Origin of the sequence: Actinoplanes sp. M2I2 (assembly GCF_023544445.1) — a bacterium.
GTDB lineage: Bacteria > Actinomycetota > Actinomycetes > Mycobacteriales > Micromonosporaceae > Actinoplanes.
Genome location: NZ_JALPVJ010000016.1, coordinates 18,156 through 40,872, shown reverse-complemented (window position 1 = coordinate 40,872; position 22,717 = coordinate 18,156). Strand labels below are relative to the sequence as shown.

The 22,717-nt window shown below is 70.8% G+C and carries 12 protein-coding genes; 8 read left to right on the top strand and 4 right to left on the bottom strand.

From position 1 onward, the window contains the following. Positions 1–129 precede the first annotated feature (129 nt). From HJC40_RS29980 to HJC40_RS29955, 6 genes are all read left to right on the top strand, one after another. A complete protein-coding gene (locus HJC40_RS29980) occupies positions 130–2,046 on the top strand; it encodes a beta-galactosidase (protein WP_250006182.1) in 1,917 nt (638 codons plus the stop codon). After that, positions 2,043–2,969, top strand: coding sequence for a carbohydrate ABC transporter permease (locus HJC40_RS29975; protein WP_250006181.1), 927 nt, complete (start codon positions 2,043–2,045; stop codon positions 2,967–2,969). Before HJC40_RS29980 ends, HJC40_RS29975 begins: the two co-directional genes overlap by 4 nt. Beyond that, a complete protein-coding gene (locus HJC40_RS29970) occupies positions 2,966–3,817 on the top strand; it encodes a carbohydrate ABC transporter permease (protein ID WP_250006180.1) in 852 nt (283 codons plus the stop codon). The genes HJC40_RS29975 and HJC40_RS29970 overlap by 4 nt, the downstream gene beginning before the upstream one ends. A gap of 29 nt (positions 3,818–3,846) precedes the next feature. After that, complete coding sequence (locus HJC40_RS29965; protein WP_250006179.1) at positions 3,847–5,166, top strand: ABC transporter substrate-binding protein; 1,320 nt, start codon at positions 3,847–3,849, stop codon at positions 5,164–5,166. Positions 5,167–5,175: 9 nt separating this feature from the next. Then, the gene (locus HJC40_RS29960; RefSeq protein WP_250006178.1) at positions 5,176–7,245 is read left to right on the top strand and encodes an alpha-galactosidase; all 2,070 of its coding nucleotides are present in this window, start codon (positions 5,176–5,178) and stop codon (positions 7,243–7,245) included. A 280-nt stretch (positions 7,246–7,525) separates the two neighbouring features. Further along, the gene (locus HJC40_RS29955; protein WP_250006177.1) at positions 7,526–10,147 is read left to right on the top strand and encodes a hypothetical protein; all 2,622 of its coding nucleotides are present in this window, start codon (positions 7,526–7,528) and stop codon (positions 10,145–10,147) included. Positions 10,148–10,444: 297 nt separating this feature from the next. Here HJC40_RS29955 and HJC40_RS29950 read toward each other — a convergent pair whose 3' ends face one another. From HJC40_RS29950 to HJC40_RS29940, 3 genes are all read right to left on the bottom strand, one after another. Beyond that, complete coding sequence (locus HJC40_RS29950; RefSeq protein WP_250006175.1) at positions 10,445–11,305, bottom strand: AraC family transcriptional regulator; 861 nt, start codon at positions 11,303–11,305, stop codon at positions 10,445–10,447. Positions 11,306–11,314: 9 nt separating this feature from the next. After that, the gene (locus tag HJC40_RS29945; protein ID WP_250006173.1) at positions 11,315–12,127 is read right to left on the bottom strand and encodes an alpha/beta fold hydrolase; all 813 of its coding nucleotides are present in this window, start codon (positions 12,125–12,127) and stop codon (positions 11,315–11,317) included. A gap of 209 nt (positions 12,128–12,336) precedes the next feature. Further along, complete coding sequence (locus HJC40_RS29940; protein WP_250006172.1) at positions 12,337–15,525, bottom strand: LamG-like jellyroll fold domain-containing protein; 3,189 nt, start codon at positions 15,523–15,525, stop codon at positions 12,337–12,339. A gap of 147 nt (positions 15,526–15,672) precedes the next feature. On the opposite strand from HJC40_RS29940, the gene aat reads away from it, so the two are divergent. Then, positions 15,673–16,383, top strand: a complete 711-nt coding sequence (aat, locus tag HJC40_RS29935) for a leucyl/phenylalanyl-tRNA--protein transferase (RefSeq protein ID WP_250006171.1) — start codon at positions 15,673–15,675, stop codon at positions 16,381–16,383. An 81-nt stretch (positions 16,384–16,464) separates the two neighbouring features. Here the strand turns inward: aat and HJC40_RS29930 are convergent, their stop codons facing one another. Continuing rightward, positions 16,465–18,717, bottom strand: a complete 2,253-nt coding sequence (locus tag HJC40_RS29930) for a catalase (protein WP_250006170.1) — start codon at positions 18,715–18,717, stop codon at positions 16,465–16,467. 233 nt (positions 18,718–18,950) lie between these two features. Between HJC40_RS29930 and HJC40_RS45580 the strand changes: the two genes are divergently transcribed. After that, complete coding sequence (locus HJC40_RS45580) at positions 18,951–22,694, top strand: SpoIIE family protein phosphatase (RefSeq protein WP_284043937.1); 3,744 nt, start codon at positions 18,951–18,953, stop codon at positions 22,692–22,694. The last annotated feature ends 23 nt before the right edge of the window (positions 22,695–22,717 follow it).

The following is a 22,717-nucleotide window of genomic DNA, read 5'->3' as shown; positions in this document are numbered from 1 at the left end:
CGTGCCGCCGGGAAGTCGCTATTGACCGCGCCGCGCGGCCGACCCTACTGTGTGCCCGTTCACACAATCGACATCGGCGATTGATCGCGGCGAAATGTGTGCACGTGCACACACGGTGAAAGGGCGCGAATGCTGCGACTGGGGTGCGATTACAACTACGAGCAGTGGTCGCCGGAAGTCTGGGCCGAGGACATGGCGCTGATGCGCCGGGCCGGCGTCGACCTGGTGGCGATCAACGTGTTCGGGTGGGCCGAGCTCGAGGCCCGGCCGGGGGAGTACGACTTCACCGCGCTCGACCACATCGTCGATCTGCTGCACGGGGCCGGCATCAAGCTCAATCTCGGCACCGGCACGGCCTCCGCGCCGCCGTGGCTGACCCGCCGCCACCCCGAGGTGCTGCCCGTGGCCGCCGACGGCACCACCCGCTTTCCCGGGGGCCGCCAGGCCTGGTGTCCCAGCTCGCCGGTGTTCCGCGAGCACGCCCTGCGCCTGGTCGAGCAGGTCGCCCGCCGCTACGGCGACCACCCGGCGCTCGACCTCTGGCACGTCTCCAACGAGCTGGGCTGTCACAACGCGCTCTGTTACTGCGACGGCAGCGCGGCTGCCTTCCGCGGGTGGCTCGAGCAGCGGTACGGCGACGTCGAGGCGCTCAACAAGGCCTGGGGCACCGCCTTCTGGAGCCAGCGCTACGCCGCCTTCGACGAGGTCCAGCCCCCGCGGCTGGCGTTGTCGGCACGCAACCCGGCGCAGCTCGTCGACTTCCAGCGCTTCTCCTCGGACGCGCTGCTCGACCACTACCGGGCCGAGGCCGAGGTGATCCGGCGCCACTCCACCCGGAAGATCACGACCAACCTCATGGTCACGGCCCACATCCGCAACCAGAACTACTGGTCCTGGGCCGCCGACCTCGACGTGATCGCCAACGACCACTACCGCGACCACCGGCTCGCCGACCCGGCCGCCGAGCTGTCGTTCGCGGCCGACCTGACCCGGGGGCTCGCCGGCGGCCGGCCGTGGATGCTCATGGAGACCGCCGCCGGCGCGGTCAACTGGCAGCCGTACAACCTGGCCCGCGAGCCCGGCGAGCTGCTGCGCGACGCGCTGATCCACGTGGCCCGCGGGGCCGACGCGATCTGCTTCTTCCAGTGGCGGGCCTCGGCCCAGGGCGCCGAGAAGTTCCACTCGGCGATCGTGCCGCACGCCGGCGTGGACACCGCGGCCTGGCGGGAGGTTCTCGAGCTGTCCGCGACCCTGCGCAAGCTCGCGCCGGTCGAGGGCACGAGGGTCGAGGCCGAGGTCGCGCTCGTCTTCAGCTGGGAGTCGTGGTGGGCCACCGACACCGAGGCCCGTCCCTCGCAGGACCTGCGCTACCTCGACCAGGTGCACGCCGCCTACGGCGCGCTGCGCGAGCTCGGGCTCACCACCGACATCGTCGCCCCGGGCAGCGACCTGAGCCGGTACCGGGCGGTGCTCGTGCCCTGTCTGCACATGGTCTCCGACCGCGAGGCGGCCGCCGTGGCCGACTACGTCGAGGGCGGCGGGCGCGCGGTCATCACCTTCTACAGCGGCGTCGTCGATCCCGACGACCGCGTCCGGCTCGGCGGTTATCCGGGCGCGTTCCGCGAGCTGCTCGGCGTCGTGAGCGAGGAGTTCGCCCCGCTGCGGCCCGGCCAGGAGGTGGTCCTGTCCGACGGCGGCCGGGCCACGCTTTGGACGGAGCGGCTCCGCCTGACCACGGCCCGGACCGAGCTGGCGTACGAGGACGGGCGCCCGGCCGTGACCAGCAACCGGTTCGGCGCCGGGCAGGCCTGGTACGTCTCCACGGCGCTCGACCTGGCCGGTGTCCTGCGGCGGGCGGTCGGAGCGCCCGCGACCCGGCCGGACACCGAGGTCGTGCGTCGCGGCGACTTCGTCTTCGTCGTGAACCACGGAACCAAGGACATCGACCACCCGGTCGAAGGCCACGAGCTGATCACCGGCCAGGCGGTCACCGGTGCGGTCACCGTGCCCGGCGGCGCGGTCCGGGTCGTACGGGAGGAGGCATGACCATGACCCCGACCATGACCACCGTCGAGGAGCCGGCCACGAAGGCGCCTCGCCGGGGCGGAGCCATCCGGTACGGGCGGGCGGTGCCCTTCTTCGTCGTGCCGTTCGGACTGCTCTTCATCCTGTTCTACCTGCTGCCGATCGGGTACGCGATCGTGCAGTCGCTCTACACCGTCGAGCGCACCGGCACGTTCGGTCCGGCCCGCGAGGTCTTCGGCGGGCTCGAGCAATACCGGCGCGTGTTCGCCGACGGTCCGTTCTGGGCGTCGATCGGGCGGGTGCTCCTCTTCGGCGTCGTGCAGGTGCCGGTCATGCTCGGCCTGGCCCTGCTGCTGGCCCTGCTGCTCGACTCCGGGCTGGTCAAGGGGCGCCGCTTCTTCCGGCTGGCCTTCTTCGTGCCGTACGCGGTCCCGGGGGTCATCGCCGCGATCATGTGGGGCTTCCTGTACTCGCCCAACCTGTCCCCGCTCAAGCCGGTGACCAGCGCCGTCGACCTGCTCTCGGCCGACTTCGTGCTGTGGGCCATGGCCAACGTCGTGACCTGGGTCTACGTCGGCTACAACATGCTGATCATCTATTCGTCGCTGCTGGCCATCCCGGCCGAGGTGTACGAGGCGGCCCGGCTCGACGGGGCCGGCCCGGCCCGGATCGCCTGGTCCATCAAGATCCCGCTGGTGCTGCCGGCGATCGTGCTCACCACCGTCTTCTCGATCATCGGCACCCTGCAACTGCTGGCCGAGCCGCAGGTCTTCCGCAGCTTCAGCTCGGCGGTCTCCAGCACGTACACGCCGAACCTGACCGTCTATTCGACCTCGTCGGTGCCGAACTTCAACCTCGCCGCCGCCTTCTCGGTCGTGCTGGCGCTGACGACGTTCGTGCTCTCGTTCGCCTTCCTGAAGTTCACGTCCCGGAGCGCGCGATGACCGCCACCACGACCCCTCCCGTGCGCCAGCGGGTCCTGCCGATGCTTGTCATGGCCGTCTGCACGGTCTACTTCCTGGTGCCGATCTGGTGGCTGTTCGTCGGCGCGAGCAAGAGCTCCGAGCAGTTCACCAGCACCGCCCCGCTCTGGTTCGCCGACTTCCACCTGATCGGCAACATCGGCGACCTGCTCGCCTACCGCGACGGGTTGTTCCTGCGCTGGCTGCTCAACAGCCTGCTCTACACCGGCGGCGCCGCGCTGCTGGGCACGGTCCTGGCCGCCATGTGCGGCTACGCCCTGGCCAAGTACCGCTTCCGCGGCCGCGAGCTGCTGTTCAACGTGGTGCTCAGCGGTGTGCTCGTGCCGGCCACCGCGCTCGCCCTGCCGCTGTTCCTCATCTTCAGCAAGGTCGACGCGACCAACACGTTCTGGTCGGTGTTCCTGCCCAGCCTGGTCAACCCGTTCGGCGTCTACCTGGCCCGCATCTACGCCACCGCGAGCGTCCCCGACGACCTGCTCGAGGCGGCCCGCATCGACGGGTCGGGCGAGATCCGGACGTTCTTCACGGTCTCCACCCGGCTGATGCTCCCGGCCCTGGTGACGATCTTCCTGTTCCACTTCGTCGCCGTCTGGAACAACTTCCTGCTGCCGCTGATCATGCTCAGCGACGAGCGGCTGTTCCCGGTGACCCTCGGCCTCTACACCTGGAACACCCAGGTCAACCAGATCCCCGAGCTCCGGGGGCTGGTCATCGTCGGCGCCCTGCTCTCGATCACGCCCCTGGTGATCGCCTTCCTCCTGCTCCAGCGGTTCTGGCGTAACGGCCTCGGGGCCGGCGCCGTCAAGTAGCACCCTCTCCCACCGGTTAGGACACTGCCATGCGTAAACGCCTCAGCGCCGTGCTGATCTCGGCGCTCGCCCTGTCGGCCTGCGGGTCCGGCGGCGACGACTCGTCCGACGGGGCGGCCGCCGCCTCGTGCGCCCCCTCCTCGGGCCCGGTCACCATCACGTACACGACCTGGATCCCCGGGATCGAGAACGTGGTGAAGGCCTGGAACGACAAGAACCCGACCATCCAGGTCAAGGTGCAGACCGGCCCGAACGGCAACGGCGGCACGTACCAGAACTTCTTCAACCAGCTCAAGGCCGGCAACCCGCCCGACCTCGGCCACATCGAGTACGACGCGCTGCCCAGCTTCCGGGTCCAGGACGGCCTGCTCGACGTGGCCAGCTGCGACATCGTCGCCCAGGCCAAGGACCAGTTCATCCCGTGGACCTGGAACCAGGTCAGCTTCGGCGACGAGAAGTCGGCCTGGGGCATCCCGCAGGACTCCGGCCCGATGGCGCTGTTCTACCGGGCCGACCTGTTCGAGAAGAACGGCATCGCCATCCCGAAGACCTGGGACGAGTACGCCGCGGCGGCCGAGAAGGTGAAGGCGGCCGGCGGCTACATCACCAACTTCTCGCAGAGCGACATCAACCAGTTCGCCGGGTTCACCTGGCAGGCCGGGGGCCGCTGGTTCGCCAACGACGGCCAGCAGTGGACCGTGAACCTGACCGACGACAAGACCAAGAAGGTCGCCGACTACTGGCAGAGCCTGATCAGCAAGAAGCTCGTCTCGACCGTTCCGCCGTGGACCACCGAGTGGGACAACGCGTACAACTCGAGCTCGGCCTGGACCTGGGTCTCCGCGGTCTGGGGCGCCAACTCGATCATGAGCGGCGCGCCCAGGACGGCCGGCAAGTGGCGGGTCGCGCCGATGCCGCAGTGGTCCGCCGGCGAGAACGTCGCGGGCAACTGGGGCGGCTCGGCCACCGCGATCTTCAAGAACTCCAAGCACCCGTACGAGGCCGCGAAGTTCGCCCTCTGGCTGAACACCAGTGAGGAAGCCCTCGCGCTGCTCAACAAGGAAGCGCAGCTCTACCCGGCCACCACCGCCGGAACCACGTATTCGTACCTGGCCAACCCGGTCGGGTTCTATGGTGACCAGAAGATCTACGAGGTCTTCGCGGAGGCCGCCACCAAGGTCACGCCCGACTTCACCTGGGGCCCGACGATGACGTCGACCTATGCCAACGCCTCGGACGGGTTCAAGGCGGCGGTGTCGGGCAAGGGAACTCTCAGCGACGCCCTCGCGGCGACCCAGAAGTCGACGGTCGAGACCCTCAAGTCCCAGGCCATCCCGGTCAAGGAGTAACCGACGTTGGTGATCCACCTGCAGGCCGCGGGCACGAGCTTCGTGCTGGACGCCCGCGGCTCGCAGCCGCCCTCGATCGTGCACTGGGGCGCCGCGCTCGGCGACCTCGGCGACGACGACCTGGCCGCGCTGGGCTCCGCCGCGGTACCGGCCGTGCCGCCCAGCTCGCTCGACACGCCGCCGCGGCTGTCCGTGCTGCCCACGCTGGGCGACGGCTGGAGCGGGCGACCGGCGTTCTCCGGCCCGTCCCGGCCACGCTTCGCGACGAGCGCGGTGACCCGGCCCTCGCCCGGCTCCGTGCTCATCTCGCTGGGGGCGGACGGCTTGGCGGTCGCGACCGAGATCGAGCTGAGCGCGCAGGGTGTGCTGCGCCTGCGGCACCGGCTCACCAACACCGGCGCCGGCTCCTACGACCTGGGCTCGCTCGGCGTCGTTCTGCCCGTGCCGGCGCGGGCCGCCGAGGTTCTCGACTTCGGCGGGCTCTGGGCGTACGAGAGGAGACCGCAACGCACCGCGCTGCGGACCGGGGCCTGGACGCGCGAGACCCGCCACGGCCGCCCGGGACACGACGACCCGTACCTGATGATGCTCGGCACGCCCGGTTTCTCGTTCCGCGGGGGCGAGGTGTGGGCGGCCCACCTGGCCTGGAGCGGCGACAAACAGCTGTGGGCCGAACGCTCGGCGCTGGGCCCGACGGTGCTCGGGGCGGGCGAGCTGCTGGCCCCGGGTGAGGTCCGCCTGGCCCCCGGCGAGTCCTACACCACGCCGTGGACCGTGGCGGTCTGGTCCGGCGACGGCATCGACGGCCTGTCGGCCCGCCTGCACGAGTGGATCCGGTCGCGGCGCGCGCCCGAGCCCCGGCCCGTCGTGCTCAACACGTGGGAGGCGGTGTATTTCGACCAGTCCCTCGAGCGCCTCACGCCGCTGGTGTCCGCCGCGGCCGAGGTCGGCGTCGAACGTTTCGTCCTCGACGACGGCTGGTTCCGCGGCCGCACGGACGACCGGCGCGCCCTGGGTGACTGGACGGTCGATCCCGAGCGCTGGCCGTCCGGGCTCACCCCGCTCATCGACGCGGTGCGCGACCGGGGGATGGAGTTCGGGCTGTGGCTCGAACCCGAGATGGTGTCGCCCGACTCCGTGCTCGCGCGGGACCACCCGGACTGGGTGCTCGGTGACGACGCCGCGACCTGGCGGCATCAGCGGGTGCTCGACCTGTCCGTCCCCGAGGCCTACCAGCACATCCTCGACAGCATCGGGGCGCTCCTGACCGAGTACCCGATCGCCTTCCTCAAGTGGGACCACAACCGCGATCTGCTGCAGGAGGGCTCGGCCCACCGCCAGACGACCGCGCTCTACCGCCTGCTGGCCGAGCTGAAGCACCGCTTCCCGTCGGTCGAGATCGAGAGCTGCGCCTCCGGCGGCGCCCGGATCGACCTGGGCATCCTCGACTTCGTCGACCGTTTCTGGACGTCCGACACCAACGACGCCCTGGAACGCCAGCAGATCCAGCGCTGGACCGGCGTCCTGATGCCCCCCGAGCTGCTCGGCTCGCACGTCGGCGCGCCCACCGCCCACATCACCGGCCGCGGCGGCGCCCTGAGCTTCCGCCTGGCGACGTCGCTGTTCGGCCACGCCGGCATCGAATGGGACCTGACCACCGCGTCCGCCGCCGAACGGGCCGTGATATCCGCCTGGGTCGCCGAATACCAACAGCGCCGCGCCCTGCTCCACGGCGGCACGACGGTCCGCTCCGACGGCGACGACCCCGACCGCCTGCTCCACGGCGTCGTCGCCCCCGGCCGCCGGACGGCCCTCTACGCCCTGGTGACCCTGCGCGCGCCCGGCACGGCGATCCCCGAGCCGGTCCGTTTCCCGGGCCTCGACCCGGTACGCCGCTACACCGTCCGCCCGCTCGTGCTGGGCTCCCCACCGCGCACCGTGCAGGACGCCGCGCCCCCGTGGCTCGACGCCGGCGCGGTGACGCTGCCCGGCCGCGTCCTGGCCGAGGTCGGCCTGCCGCCCGCGCTGCTCACCCCCGAGCAGGCCCAGCTCTTCACCGTCGACGCGAGCCCCGACTGACCGGTCCGCTCCGTTCGGACGGACGAGATCCCCTCTCCGGCTTGCTGTCAGGGCTGGGCATCGCTGTCTGCACCAGGAGGCTGTCTGCCTCAATGGATGGCGTCCATCGACGAGCACAGCACATCGGTTCGTCGTTCGACAGAGGACCAAAGGTCGAAAGCGCCGTCCAGCCGGACAGCCGGAGGCGTCCCTTATGCCGTCCACACGGGCAATCAGCCGTACTTATGATCGACTTTATGTTGTCTCTCAGTAATTGGTCGAACACGAGTGGTGCAACGGCGTGACAGACGCGCTCTCGCCCGTGGTTCCAGGTGGATCGCTCTGGCAAGCTCCAAAGGACTTCGCCGAGCGACTTCGGGTACTAGCCGAGAGAACCGTACGTACCGCTGACATCCAGGCTTCGCTTGAGGCCTGGAAAGACGAACGCCTCGAGGACGAGTTGCTCGCCGAGATCGATCAGGAAGCGAACACCTTACTGGCAGGTACCAGCCGAGAGATCGCGAACGTCGTCCAGCGGCGACAGGACCTCGACGATTTCGCTACTTCCTCGAGTCGATCTTCTGTGCGCGGATCGACACTGCGCTTCCATTCCGCAACCACCTGCTTTCTGGTCTTCAGTTTCCCGGTATTGGTTTGGCAGTCGTGGCCGGGAATTTCAACCTCCATCGGCGGTGTCTGGGCCGCGTTGGCCGCGGTTGTGCTCGGGCTGGTCCTGGTCGTCGGGAATATCTTCCTGTTGGACTCGGACGACAACTTCCCGATGGCACTGGCCGCAATGTCCGGATCCGTGGTGGTCGGTTACCTTATCGCGGTGTGGCGGCTGTGGCCGCTGACCCGGGAGGGCATCGGCCGAGGATGGTCTCTCGTCATCTGGATTCCGTTGGGTTTGGTAGCAGTGTTCGCTGTGGCGCTATCCATCAGTGCCATGTTCGATTCAGCGAACACATTCGCCAAGAAGCGCCGGGCGGGGGTCGGACTGGTGGCCGGCGGCGGCGCCGCCCTGCTCGTCTACTTTGTTCTGCGCGCGGTGCCGTCCGTTCCAGCCCATTGGCCGGAGGCCTGCGCTGTCCTCGCCGCCTTCGTCGTAGGTGTCTGCGGATCGATGTGGTTGCGGGCCCTGACCGACGGACTTCGCGCCCTGCTGGCAATTGCGGCCGGATCGGTTGCTCCTCGAAGCCTCCTTACCCGTGTTCTCCGAACCGAACATCAACGGACGCTTCAATTCCTCAGCGCCGAACTGGCCTCGAGCGAGGCAGCATGGGAGGTGGTAGCCGGAAACCGGCTAGCCACTCGGATTCACGAAAGCATCACGGCCAGAGTAAGCCCGGGTTTCGCGACCGAGCTCAAACGGATCAGCCCGTTCGGCCTGCAGATGATGCGAGGCGCCGACTACATCGTGCACACCCGATCATTCGACCGTCTCGGAGCGGAGATCGCCGGACTGAGCGGCGGAGCCGTCGGCGTGGCCGGACCGCGCGGCGCCGGGAAGTCGGCCCTGCTCGAGCAATACCGTGATGGCCGGATCACCGCTGCCGACACCGTCGGCGACCAGCTCGTCATATTCGAGCAAGTGCCGGTCACTTACGAACCCAGGGAGTATGTGCTTTACCTATACGGCCTCCTGTGTGAGAAGGTCGCCGCCCTGAGCCGGTCGCCCGCGGACGAGGCACGCAGGCGGATCGCGCGGGGTCGAACGGCGATGAGGGCCGGCAGCGGTCTCCTGGTCAGTGCCGCCTGGGTCGTGGCGGTTCTGGTGGGTGCAACCGCGTGGCCGAAGCTCGGGTATACGCCTCCGTCCTGGCTGGCCGGTGGGTGGATCGCCCTGGCTGCCGCCGGCATCGCCACGGTCGGGGCGGCGCTCGCGATGGGTTACCGCCGAGCGGCCATCGACGACGGTGATGTCGAGCCCGAGGAGGTCAAGGATCTGGCCGACCTGCGCACGCGTGCCGAGCGGCGACTCCGCACCGTTCGCTATCAGCAGAAGCAGTCGTTCGGGTCGTCGGGAAAGGTCCGACTGCCTTTGGGAGGCGAGCGAACCGCCACCGCCTCACAGGAGTACCAGCGCCATCCGATGCCCTATCCGGAGATCGCCAACGAACTGCGCAAGTTCCTGGATGTGACCACGAGATTTCTGGTCAAGGAGGGCAACCGGACCCGTATTCCGGTCGTGATCATCTTCGACGAGCTGGACAAGATGTCCGCGCCGGAACGCGTTCACGACTTTCTGAACACGGTGAAAACGTTGTTCAGCCTCGAGCTTCCAGGATGTCTCTTCCTCGTGTCCGTCTCCGAGGACGCGCTCGCCCGGTTCGAACGGCGCGGATTGCCCGTACGGGATGCCTTCGACAGCGCCTTCGACAGCATCGTTCCGGTCGAATACCTCAATCTCCAAGACGCGACACGGCTGCTCGCCGGTCGGGTAGCCGGGCTGCCTGACCCGTTCATCGCCCTATGTCATGTTCTGAGTGGCGGCTTGCCGCGCGAGCTTCTCCGCGCCACCCGGTCGCTGGTGCGGCATCGCGACGAGCGAACGCTGAACACCATCACTCGGTCGCTGGTGGAAACCGAACTTGTCATGAAGGCAAGAGCTCTCGGGGCCATCATCGCTCGGCGGGGTCTCGCCGAGCCCTACGCAGGCGACCTCATGAACTTCGTCAACACGCATACGGCTGCCGACGTCGGCGAGCTACTCAAGGCCGTACAGACACCACCTATCCGGCCCGCCGGCGGCGCCGAGGCCGACGAGGGCAAGGATGCGATTTTCTCCAGACGGAGGCTCTTGGATACTTGTACTTCTGCGCCACCGTCGTCGAGACCTTCGCCCAGCTTCAGAAGTCCGACTTCGATCGCCTTTTGTCGTCCTTCGACACGCTTGCGTCGGCCCGGCAACTGTTCAGCGTGAACGGACGCCTGGCATGGTTGACCATCAATCGCTTCCGCGGGCAGTGGTCACTGCCGAGCATCAACCCGCCGAGCATCACGGCCACCTCGGTGCTCCTGGACGAGTGATTCTGGTCGTGCCAGGTGGAGGCCGGAAGGCGACGGCGCCGGCCGGAATCGGACAGGGAACGACGCTGACGGGTGCAACGGCCGGCGTCCTGGCGGAGGAGGCTTCTCCGCACGACGCCGGGCGCCGTCGGAACCCCCGGCGGGCGGGCTCGCGGCCCCGCTGTGCCGGCTGCCGGCCTGTGCGGGCGTGTCAGAGCTGAGACGTGACCGGCGACCTCGGCTCCGGCCAGGCGACGTCGTCGATGGCCAGCCACGGTGCGGCGGCCACGGCCCTCGGGGTGAGCCCGGTGAAGGCGGCGACCTCGCGGTGCAGGTGGGACTGGTCGGCGTAGCCGGTGCGGCCGGCCACACTCGCCGGTGCGTGGCCGGCCGCCAGCAGGCGGGCGGCGTGGTCGAACCGGGCCAGCCGGGCCGCGCTCTTGGGAGTGATGCCGAGCTGGGACCGGAAGCGCGACCACAGCCGCTTGCGGCTCCAGCCGACCTCGCCGGCCAGGTCTTCCACCCGCAGTCGTCCCCGGGCGGCCGTCGTTCGTCGCCAGGCCTGGGCGACCTCGGCGTCGATCCGGCGGCCGGCCGGCCGCTGCTCGAGGAGCCGGGCCGCGATCGCGAACCTCTCGTCCCACGAGGCGGCGGCCCGCAACCTGTCCACGGCCCGGTCGGCATCGCGGACCCAGACCTGCTCGAGTGACGCGACCATGCCGGTGAGCTCGGCCGACGGACCGAGGACGGCGGCGGCCCGGACCGGCGTCAACCGGATCTGGAGGCACTCGACCCGGGCCCGTCCGGACGCCCGGACGGCGCCCGGCAGCAGACCCGCGACGATGCTGCCCCGCCGGTCGTGGCCGCCAGTCTCGTAGACGGCGGATTCCCCCTCGCTCAGGTCGATCAGCAGAGTGACGGAGGGGTGCGGCACCATGCTGATGTCCCACGACACCGGGACGAGCTGATGGAATCCGGCCATCCGGATGCCTGGCATGTGAGGGCCGGGCGGCGGGACGGCCACCTCCAGGTCCGGCCACGCCTGCCCGTGTGACGCCGCATCCGGGGGCATGGACAGAGCCTAGACCCGGCCCGCCGCCGTGAAGTCGAGCAGCAGCCGGCCGACCGCGTCCGGCGCCTCCAGAATGGACAGGTGTCCCACTCCCGGCAGCACGGCCACCCGTACGCCGGGGACCGTGGCGTATCGGCTCACTGAAGCCGGATCCCAACGAGGGTCGGCGTCACCGCAGATCACCAGCACCGGCACCTCGAGCGCGTCCACCCGCTCGGGCAGATCCCGCTCGGCAAGGTACTCCGTGTTGCGGCGCAGCACAGTCCGCATCGTCCGGTAGGTGACGTTCCGCAACGCGGCGACCATGTCGTCGGGGATGCGGACGGGCCGGACGGCGGTGGCCGCGGCCGCCCGGCGGATCAACCCGTCCGACCGGATCGACCAGAGGAGCGGCCCTAACGGCGGGCTCAGCAGGAGGCGGATCACGAGCGGCTGGGGGAGGAGGGCGTCGACGCTGGTGCCGCTGCTGATCAGGGTGAGCGACCGCACCAGCTCGGGGCGCCGCTCGGCCAGGGCGGTGCCGATCCAGCCGCCGCTGGAATGCCCGGCCACGGCGACGTCGCGCAGGCCGAGGTCGTCGAGGACGCGGGCCACCCGGTCGGCCTGGGCGGTCACCTCGTACGACGGCGCGGCCGGGGACCGGCCGTGGCCGGGCAGATCGACCCGGATGACGTGATGACGCCCGGCCAGGGCCGGCATCAGGAGATTCCACGAAGCTCCGGCCGCCCCGGACCCGTGGATGAGCAGCAGCGGCGGCGCCTGCCGCGGTCCGTCGTGAACCACCTGCATGCTCGGGGACGGCGCGACGTCGTACTCGGTCATGGCCTGGAGGATGCGCGAGCCGCCGCCTCGCCGTCTTGAACGAATGTCGCGACGGGTTGCCCTACCCGGCCGGGCCGTGGTCCTCGCCGGCTGAAGAGCTCGCGCCCTCCTGAGAGACGGCCTGCCGTGCGCCGCCCAGTACCCACGTGAACGTGGCCAGGGCCCACCCCGCGGGATCGCGGGGTGGGCCCTTCGTCGTGCGGTGCGGGTCAGGGAACCTCGGCGGCGTGGAGGGCGGCGACCTCCTCGTCGCTCAGCGCGCGGTCGTACGCGTGGACCTCGTCGATCGCGCCCGGCCAGTAGTCGGTCGGGTTGCCGGCGTACCTGGCCCGGCCCACCGCCAGCGGCCCGGTGCTGATCACGTCCGGGCCGGCCGGGACCGCGGCCACCCGTCGGCCGTCGACGTACAGGCGGGCCTCGCCGGTGGTGTGGTTGCGCACGCCGACCAGGTGGTACCAGCGGTTCAGCTCGGGCGTGACCTCCAGCCGGGCCCGGTTGCCGCCGGGGGTGCTGAAGGCGAAGGCGCCCTGCCCGTACTGGAGGTAGAACGGGTTCTCGCGGGCGCGGCCGTCCTGGCTGACGACCGTGGCGTAGTTGCCGGGCAGCTCGTCGAGCGACGCCCAGGCCGAGACGGTGTAGTCCTTCGTGGTGTCGACGACCGGCCCGGCGGTGTCGGCCGAGTCGCCGTCCCCGTCGAACTTCAGCGCCGTGCCGTCGACGCCGTTGGCCCAGGCGGTGTCGCCCTTCACCGTGAGATCGGCGTCGCCGCTGCTGTCGGCCGCGGTCGTGCCGCTGCCCTCGTCGAGCTTCCAGTCGCCCCGGCCGGGGAAGGTCGCGTCCGCGGCGGCGGTGGCTCCGGCTTCGATCACAGCCGCGTTGACCGCCCGTACGGCGGCGGGGTCGACCTTGATCTGCCGCCGGTCGTACGTCCAGAGGCCGTTGAGCTCGGTTTCCAGGTCGGTGATCTGGGTGTAGACCGAGCCGGACAGCTCCGCCCCGGCCGCTTCCCGGTAGAACTGCTCGGTGTTCTGGACGTACTTGGCGGTCAGCGCGGCCTTGTCGGCGACCCCGCTGTAGATGACGGCCGGCGGGCCGGGCCACATGTGCCCGGGGGTGCGCAGGGTGAAGCCGCCGTGTTCGCCGTCCATGGCGATGCGGGTGGCGTCGGGATAGGGCGGGTCGTTGTTGACGTAGTCGTGGTGGTCGATCACCTCGCCCTTGCCGGAATCGCCCTTGGAGGCGCAGCAGTTGACGCCGCTGTGGGCGTTGAGGATGCGGGACGGGTCGGCCGCCTTCATCTGCTCGGCGATGCGCCCGGTCTCCTCCCGGTTCCACTCGCCCCAGCCCTCGTTGAAGACGATCCAGCCGATGATCGACGGGTAGCTGTGCAGCTGCCGCATCATCTCGCGGCCCTGGCTCAGGAACGCCTCCTGGCCCGCCGGACCGGTGATGTCGGAGGACACGAAGTCCTGCCACACCAGCAGCCCGAGCTCGTCGGCGTGCCGGTACCAGCGGGCCGACTCCACCTTGATGTGCTTGCGGACCGCGTTGAAGCCGAGCTTCTTGGTCTCGGCCAGGTCGAACCGGAGGGCCGCGTCGCTGGGCTGGGTGTAGAGGCCGTCCGGCCAGAAGCCCTGGTCCAGGGTGGCCAGCGAGAAGATCGGCTTGCCGTTGAGGACCAGCTTGGGGAAGCCCCCGACGTTCTCGACCCCGACCGTGCGCAGGCCGAAGTAGCTGCGCACCCGGTCGGTGCCCAGCCTGACGTCCAGGTCGTAGAGGTACGGGTCGTCGGGGCTCCACAGATGCGGGTTCGCCACCTTGAGCGTCAGCGGCGTGTTGGCCGCGCCGCTGACCGTGCCGACCTTGCGGCCCTTGCGGTCGAGCGCGGTGGCGGTCACCTTCGCGGTCGTGGTGGCCGAATTGACCCGTACGGTCACCGAGTCCAGCGTCGGCGTGGTGACCACGTCGTCGATGGCGGCGGGGACGACCGGCTCGAGCCAGACGGTCTGCCAGATGCCCGACGACGGTTCGTAGACGATGCCGCCCGGGTTGAGCGACTGCTTGCCCTTGGGCTGGTCGGGGCCGGTCACGTCGGTGACGCCGACGATGATTTCCTGCCGGCCGCTGCCTCGCAGCGCGCCGGTGATGTCCGCGGTGAAGGCGGTGTAGCCACCGGTGTGCTCGGCGACCAGCTTGCCGTTGACCCAGACCGTGGCCTGGTAGTCCACAGCCCCGAAGTTCAGCTTGACCCGCTTGTCGCGCCACTGCTGGGGCACGGTGACGAGCTTGCGGTAGAACATGTGGTCCTCACGCCGCTCGATACCGGACAGTTGCGACTCGACCGGGTACGGCACGGTGATCCGCTCGCCCAGCGCCCGGCCGAAGACCGGCTGCTCGCCCGCCGCGGCGCCGGCGAACTCCCACGGCCCGTTGAGGTTGAGCCATTGATCGCGGACGAGTTGCGGCCGGGGATATTCGGGCAGCGGGTGCCGCTTGTCGACCTTGTCGCCCCACGGCGTGGTCAGCCGGTGCGTGGAGTTGTTGGTCGCCGAGCGGATGATCTGCGGGACCGGTTCGCCGCCGACGATCAGGCCGCCGGCGCCGTCGTAGGTGACCCGCACCCGCTGGTTCTTCTGCACGGTCGCGCCGAGCGTGATCACGACTCGCCGGCCGTCCCGCCGGGCCGCGGTGATCGGGAACGGGGTGGTGTCGACCTCGACGACGAGGTGCTTCGTCAGCTCGCCGAGCGCGCCGACCCGGGCGTCGAAGTCCGCGGTCACCGTACGGCCGGTCCGGTCGACGGTGAAGCCGACCGGGAACACTTGGAAGCCGTCCGGCGGGGTGAACGCCGATTCGGGCACGAGCTGCTTCTCGAGCCCCGGGGCGGCCCAGCGCAGGAAGAGGTTCGCGCCGCCGACGTCCTGGAACATCTCGGCGCGGACGGTGTGCGCCTCGCCCGCGACCAGGCGCACGGGCGCGCTGGTCTGTTCGACGTCCCAGTCCGGCACCCAGTGGTCGATCACCGGCTGCTCGTCGATCAGCAGGCGGAAGCCGTTGTCGCCGATCATCGAGAACGTGTAGTCGCCGGTGACCGGCGCGGTGATCTTGCCGGTCCAGCGGGCCGTCGTGTGTTCGGTGCGGCCGGTCAGCGCCTCGAACGTGCCGGCCAGGCCGGGCAGGTCGAGGTTCGGGTCGAGCACGGTGCCGCCGAGTTCGGCGAAGTCGCGCGCGCCGGGCGCCGACATCCGGAAGTACTCGCCCTTGAGGCCGTTGACGGTCGCGGCCGGGGCAATCCCGGCCGGTGCGGTCGCGGCCGAGGCAGCCCCGGCCGGTGCTACGAGGACGGAGAGGACGAGGAGGGTGGCCAGGAGCAGGGGTCGCCAGGGCGATCGCGGCATCGAGTGTTTCCTTTCGGTCAACGACGCGTTGCGATCACATTCAGGCATTTACATGTGTGATGTCAACAGAAAGAAACAGGTACTGACATTCGCGCCGGTGCGTTCCTGCCCGAACAGACTCCCGGGCTGATCCACTAGGCTCCGCTTGTGACCGGGCGCGACCGGAGGGGTTCGGCCCTCGAGTTCCGGCGGGCGCGGCAGGCGTTCGGGTTCCCCCCGGTCTCCCAGGCTGGTGACGACGGCCTGCTGGCGGTGGGGGGCGACCTCAGCCCCGAGCGTCTGCTGGTGGCCTACGCGAACGGGATCTTCCCGTGGCCGAGCCGGCACCAGCCGCTGCTGCCCTGGTTCTGCCCCAGCCCGCGGACGGTCCTGATCCCCGGGCACATCTCGGTCAACCGCAGCGCGCGCAAGGCGTTGCGCCGGGCGCCCTTCGTCGTCACCTACGACCGCGCGTTCCCCGAGGTGATCGCCGCCTGCGCGAGCGTGGCCCGGCGCGAGGGCGGCACCTGGATCACCCCGGCGATGGCCGAGGCCTACACGCGGCTGCACGAGCTGGGCTTCGCGCACTCGGTCGAGGCCTGGAACGGCGACACGCTGGCCGGCGGGCTCTACGGCGTGTCGCTGGGCGCGGCGTTCTTCGGCGAGTCGATGTTCCGGTTCGAGTCCGACGCCTCCAAGGTCGCTCTGCTCACCCTGCTCGGCCGGCTCGAGGAGTGGGGCTTCCCGTTCGTCGACTGTCAGATGATGACCCCGCACGTGCGCCGGCTCGGCGCCCAGGAGTGGGAGCTCGACCGCTTCCAGTCCGAGCTGGCCGCGGCGCTGGAGCAGGACACCAGACGAGGCGTCTGGCCGCCCTGAGCCGACGTCCCGTCACGCACGAGGGCGCCGATACCGGCTGGAACCGATATCGGCGCCCTCGGTGACTCAGGCGACGGTGACTCAGGCGACGGTGGCCGGGAAACGCTCCCAGACCCGGTGCTTGGGCAGGAGTGCCTGCAGCCCGGTCAGCGCGGCGGTGGCCGAGTCGGCGGCCACCACGCCCGGCGTGCCGGCGATGCCGGCCTGCTCGAGCACGGAAACGCCCGCACCCCAGGCGCCGATCGCCTTGGCGTGGCGCCACGCCTCGTCGATCAGCAGCGTGACCCGCGGGTCGACGGCCGGCGAGGAGGCCGCCCCGGCCTTGGCGTCGCGGGCCGGCAGAGCGTCCGGCGCCGGGGCCGGGGCCCCGGCCAGCAGGATCGCGTCGAACTCGATCGAACGGGCGGTGGCGAAGGTCCGCTGCACCGTGACGCCGTCGACCACACCTCCGTGCGGGGCGATCACCAGCGGGACCATGCCGGCCGCGAAGACGGCCGCGCGGACCTCGTCCACGCCGTCCAGGCCGGCCGCCGGGTCCACGACGATGCCGATCAGGCGGCCGTCCGCCGGCCATTCGCCGCCGATCTGGGACAGCGCCGGGCTCACCTCGACCTCGACCGGCGGCACGGTGGCCGACGGCACGGGCAGGCCCAGGCCGGTGGCCACCTGCTCGCACAGCACCGGGTCGATGTTGGCCAGGCACTGCAGCTGACGTTCCTTGATCGCCTGCTCGTAGCACTTGGCCAGCTCGAAGGTGTAAGCCCGGATGATGTGTTCCTTCTCGACGGGCGTCATGCTCTGCCAGAACAACCGGACCTGGCTGTAGTGGTCGTCGAAGGAGACCGGGTTCTCGCGCACCTTGGTCGACTCGGCCACCCGGACGGGAAGGTCCAGGAAGCCCTCGTCGGTGGTGAATGGGTTGCCGCCGTCCAGCGAGTTCGGCCGGTACGGGGCGACGCCGCCGTGCACGGCGTGCTGGTGCAGGCCGTCGCGCAGCATGTCGTTGACCGGCGCGTGCGGCCGGTTGATCGGGATCTGCGAGAAGTTGGGCCCGCCCAGCCGGCTGAGCTGCGTGTCGACGTACGAGAAGAGCCGGCCCTGCAGCAACGGGTCGTTGGTCACGTCGATGCCGGGCGGCAGGTGGCCGAGATGGAAGGCGACCTGCTCGACCTCGGCGTGGAAGTTCGTCGGCACCCCGGTGAGCACCAGCTTGCCGACCGCCTGGACCGGGGCCAGCTCCTCCGGCACGATCTTGGTCGGGTCCAGCAGGTCGATGCCGGCGAAGGTCTCGTCCTCGGTGTCGGGGAAGACCTGCAGGCCCAGTTCCCACTCGGGGAACGCGCCGGCCTCGATGGAGTCGTAGAGGTCGCGGCGGTGGAAGTCGGGGTCGACGCCCGCGGCGATCTGCGCCTCCTCCCAGTCCAGCGAGTGCACGCCCAGCTTGGGCTTCCAGTGGAACTTGGCCAGCACCGTCTCGCCGGCCGCGTTGACCAGCCGGAACGTGTGGACGCCGAAGCCCTCCATGGTCCGGTACGAGCGGGGGATGCCGCGGTCGGACATGTTCCAGATGGTGTGGTGCTGGGCCTCGGTGTGCAGCGAGACGAAGTCCCAGAACGTGTCGTGCGCGCTCTGCGCCTGCGGGATCTCGCGGTCCGGGTGCCACTTGGCGGCGTGGACGATATCCGGGAACTTGATGGCGTCCTGGATGAAGAACACCGGGATGTTGTTGCCGACCAGGTCGAACGTGCCCTCGTCGGTGTAGAACTTCGTCGCGAAGCCCCGCGTGTCCCGGACGGTGTCGGCCGACCCGCGCGAGCCCAGCACGGTCGAGAAGCGGACGAAGACCTGCGTCTCCTTGCCCTTGGCCAGGAAGCCGGCCTTGGTGACCTCCGAGGCGGTGCCGTACGCGGTGAACGTCCCGTGGGCGCCGGCGCCGCGCGCGTGCACCACCCGCTCGGGGATCCGCTCGTGGTCGAAGTGCGTGATCTTCTCGCGGAAGTGGTGGTCCTGCAGCAGCAGGGGGCCGCGCGGCCCGGCCTTGAGCGAGTGGTCGGTGTCACGCAGCCGGGCGCCCTGCGAGGTGGTCAGATACTCACCCTGCTGGGACTTGCTGATCTTGGGTGCGCCGGTGGCGATGCCGGTCGGGGTGACCGTCTCGGGGGCGTCCTGCTCGCTCTTGGGCGGCGGCGGGCCGGTCGGCGTGGTCGGCTCGTCGACCGTCGGCGTGCCGCTGCCGGGCGAACCCGGGATGCGGTCGCCCAAGGCCTCGGACACCTTCGCCGCGGCCGCCTCGACGACATCCTTGACCTTCTTGACGGGCTTGCTCGCTTCCATACAGAGCCTCTCCTCAGTGATCGTCTCTCCCGGCACGGCTACCCTGGCCCGTCGGGGCCAAACTACACAGATCACACGTTTTTCTCCTCGGGCACCGAGGCCTCACCTCGTCGCGGCCGGACACCACAGGTGTGCGAAAGTCGGTGATCGGGGTATCGGTGGCCCCTACGAGGGATCTGGCACGGCCGGTCGGCCGGGAACGAGGCTGGCATGAGCGGCGGTGCGCGGTGTCGATGAGCGCGGAGAACATGAGCGCGGCTGAGATCAGCGCGGAGGACCTGTTCACCGGGGGCGGCGAGACCGGGCGCGTGATGGCCGGCCTCGACTGGGCGTCGACCGACCTGGGGCCGGTGTCCGGCTGGCCGCAGAGCCTGCGGGCCACCGTCCGGATCGTGCTGTCGTCGCGCTACCCGATGCTGCTGCTCTGGGGCCCCCGCTACACCCAGCTGTACAACGACGCGTACTCCGCGCTGATCGGCAACCGCCACCCGGCCGCGCTGGGCAACGACGTGCGGGTCACGCTGGCCGAGGGCTGGGACGTGCTCGAGCCGCTCATCGCCGACGCGATGGCGACCGGCGTGGCCAGCTGGGTGCCGGCCCTGCAGCTGCTGCTCGACCGGGCCGGTTACCGCGAGGAGGCGTACTTCAGCGTCTCGCACGCCCCGGCCCGCGACGACGCCGGCGACACCGTCGGGGTGCTCACCGTCTGCAGCGAGGTGACCGACCAGGTCATCGGCGAGCGCCGGCTGCGCCTGCTGCGCGACCTGTCGCTGCCCGACGCGCCGGGCGACGTCGACCAGATCTGCGTTCGGCTGTGCGAGGTGCTCGGCGAGCATCCGCTCGACGTCCCGTTCGCCGCCATCTATCTGCGGGAGGGCGACGTCCTGCGGCGGGTGGCGACCACCGGGGCCACGCCGGAGGCGGCTCTCCCGGAGGCGATCGGGCCGCACGACGCCGAGGACATCTGGCACCTTCGGGCCACGGCCGGCGGCGGAACCGGCCGCCGCGACGACGTCGCCGATCAGATCGTCGTGCCCGCCGGCCCGTGGGACGATCCGGTCCGTACGGCGGTGGCCTACCCGCTGCCGTCGGCCGACCAGGGCCGGCCGGTGGGCGCGATCGTGGCCGGGGTCAGCCCGAGCAAGGCGCTCGACGAGACGTACGGCGCCTTCTTCCAGCTGCTGGCGCAACAGATCGCGGTCGCCGTGCGCAACGCCAAGGCCTACCAGGAGGAACGGGAGCGGGCCGCGGCGCTGGCCGAGCTCGACCGGGTCAAGACCGACTTCTTCACCAACGTCAGCCACGAGTTCCGGACGCCGCTGACCTTGCTGCTCGGACCGCTCGCCGACGCCCTGGCCGACGCCGACGAGCCGTTGGGCGAGGCCCAGCGGACGAGGATCGAGACGGCCACGGGCAACGCCGACCGGCTGCTCGGCCTGGTGAACAACCTGCTCACGTTCTCGAGCCTGGAGGCCGGCCGGCCCGCGAACGCCCCCCGCGTGGTCGATCTGGCCCGGCTGACGGCCGATCTCGCGGGGGTCTTCCGGGCGGCGGTCGAGCGGGCCGGGCTGCGGCTGACGGTCGACTGCCCGCCGACGCCCCGGCCGGTCGCCGTCGACCCGGTCAACTGGGAGAAGATCGTCACCAACCTGCTGTCGAACGCGCTCAAGTTCACGTTCGTCGGCGAGATCCGGGTGAGCCTGCACGCCGACGATCAGGGAGTCGCCCTCGAGGTGTCCGACACCGGCATCGGCGTCGCCGCGGACGAGGTGCCGCATCTGTTCGACCGCTTCCACCGGGTCCGCGACGCGCGCTCGCGCAGCCACGAGGGCAGCGGCATCGGCCTGGCCCTGGTGCGCGAGCTGACCCGGTTGCTGGGCGGGGACGTCGACGTCGAGAGCACCCCGGCGCGGGGCACCACGTTCACCGTCCGGCTGCCGTGGGCCGCGATCGACCCGGGCCGGGCCGCCGCGCCCGGCCCGGACGGCGACGTGGCCGGTCTGGCCACCGCGCGGTCGGCCGCCCGTCAGGCCGCCGGCTGGATGACCGCCCCGGACGAGGAGCCCGTCCCGGCCGGCGACGGCGAACGGATCCTGGTCGCCGACGACAACAGCGACATGCGGGCGTACGTCTCGCGTCTGCTGGCCGAGCAGGGCTGGGTCGTGCGCACGGCCGCCGACGGCGTGAGCGCGCTCGAGATGATCCGCGCCGACCCGCCCGACCTTCTGCTCACCGACGTCATGATGCCCCGGCTCGACGGCTTCGCGCTGACCCGCGCCGTCCGGGCCGAGCCGGCCACCCGGACGCTTCCCGTGGTGATGCTCTCGGCCCGGGCCGGCCAGGAGTCCGGGGTGGAGGGCCTGTCGGCGGGGGCGGACGACTACGTGGTCAAGCCGTTCACCGCGGCCGAGCTCGTCGCCCGGGTGCGATCGACCCTGCGGCTCGCCCGCCTGCGCTCCACCCACACCCGGCAACTCAGCGCGCTGGCCGGCACGGCCGCGGTGATCGCCTCCGGCCGGGTCCTGGAGGACGCCATCCAGGCCGTCACCGAACAGGCGCTCCTGTTCGTCGACGGGGTGGCCGCGGTGACCGAGCTGGACGGCGGCGATCGGCGGGCCCCGCTGCGGTTCAGCGCCTCCGCCGAGCCGGGGCCGGACATCAGGACGGACGGGCCATGGGTCCGGGCCGCCATCGAGGGCCGGGACGGCTCCCGGATCGGCGAGCTGGCCGTGCAGCTGGATCGCGGCCACCGCATCGCCGGCGAGGTCGACGACCTGCTGGCCCCCATGACCGGCATGCTCGCCTCCCTGGCCCAGAGCCGCTGGCAGCTCGAACACGAGCGCCAGATGGTGCTCACCGTGCAGCAGAGCCTGCTTCCCGAGAGCCTGCCCACCGTCCAGGGCTGGGACCTGGAAGGGATGTACCGTCCGGCCGCGGGCCACATCGGCGGCGACTGGTACGACGTGCTCGCCCTGCCCGGCGGTGAGCTGCTGGTCAGCATCGGCGATGTCGCCGGGCACGGGCTCGGCGCGGCCGTCGCCACCGGGCAGATCCGCAATGCGGTCCGGGCCTACGCCGTCGAGGACGCCGCACCGGCGCGGGTCGTCGACCGGGTGGCGGCGCTGCTCGGCGGGCTGCGTACCGCGGTCACGGCCACCCTCTTCGTGCTGCGGCTCGATCCGGCGACGGGCGCCTTCTCGTGGTGCACCGCCGGTCATCCGGCTCCGGTGCTGAGCGGGCCCGAGCTGACCGCCGACGTGCTCACCGGTCTGATCGGCCCGCCGCTGGGGCTGCGCGGAGCGTCCTACCGGCAGAACGAGGGGACAGTGCCGCCTGGTGGGCAGTTGCTGCTCTACACCGACGGCCTCGTGGAGGAGTTCCCGGCTTCGATCGACGTCGGGTTTAAGCGCCTCAAGCGGCGCTGTGCGGTGGCGCAGAGCAACCGGACGGCCCCGGCCGCGTTCCTCGACACCGTGGCGTCCGACGTCCGGGAGCCGCAGCACGACGACATCGCCGCGGTGTTCCTGCGGCGGCGGGGCGACCTGCCCGCGCCGGTCAGCGCCGGCCTGGCCGAGGTGGACGTCACCTGGACGTACCCGCTCTCCCCGTCGGCGTCGGCGGCGGCGCGCCGCGACCTGCGCGGGGCGCTCGGCGACGACCGCATCGACGAGGACCTGCTGCAGGATCTGCAGGTGGCCGCGACGGAGGCGGTCAACAACGCGGTCGAGCACGCGCAGCGGCCCACCCGACCCGAGGTCCAGATGCACCTGCGGGTGTCCGACGGACTGGTCCGGATCGTGGTGCGCGACTTCGGCGGCTGGCGGGCCCGGCCGCCGTCCCGGGACCGGGGCCGGGGCGCGCTGCTGATGAACGCCTACGGCGACGTCCGGGTGACCGCGACGGCGACCGGCACGACGGTCACGATCGAGCGCCGCTGGGCGCCGGCGGCCGGTCCGAAGCACCCCGAGGGTGAATGAAGAACCGTTCACCGCGATTGATT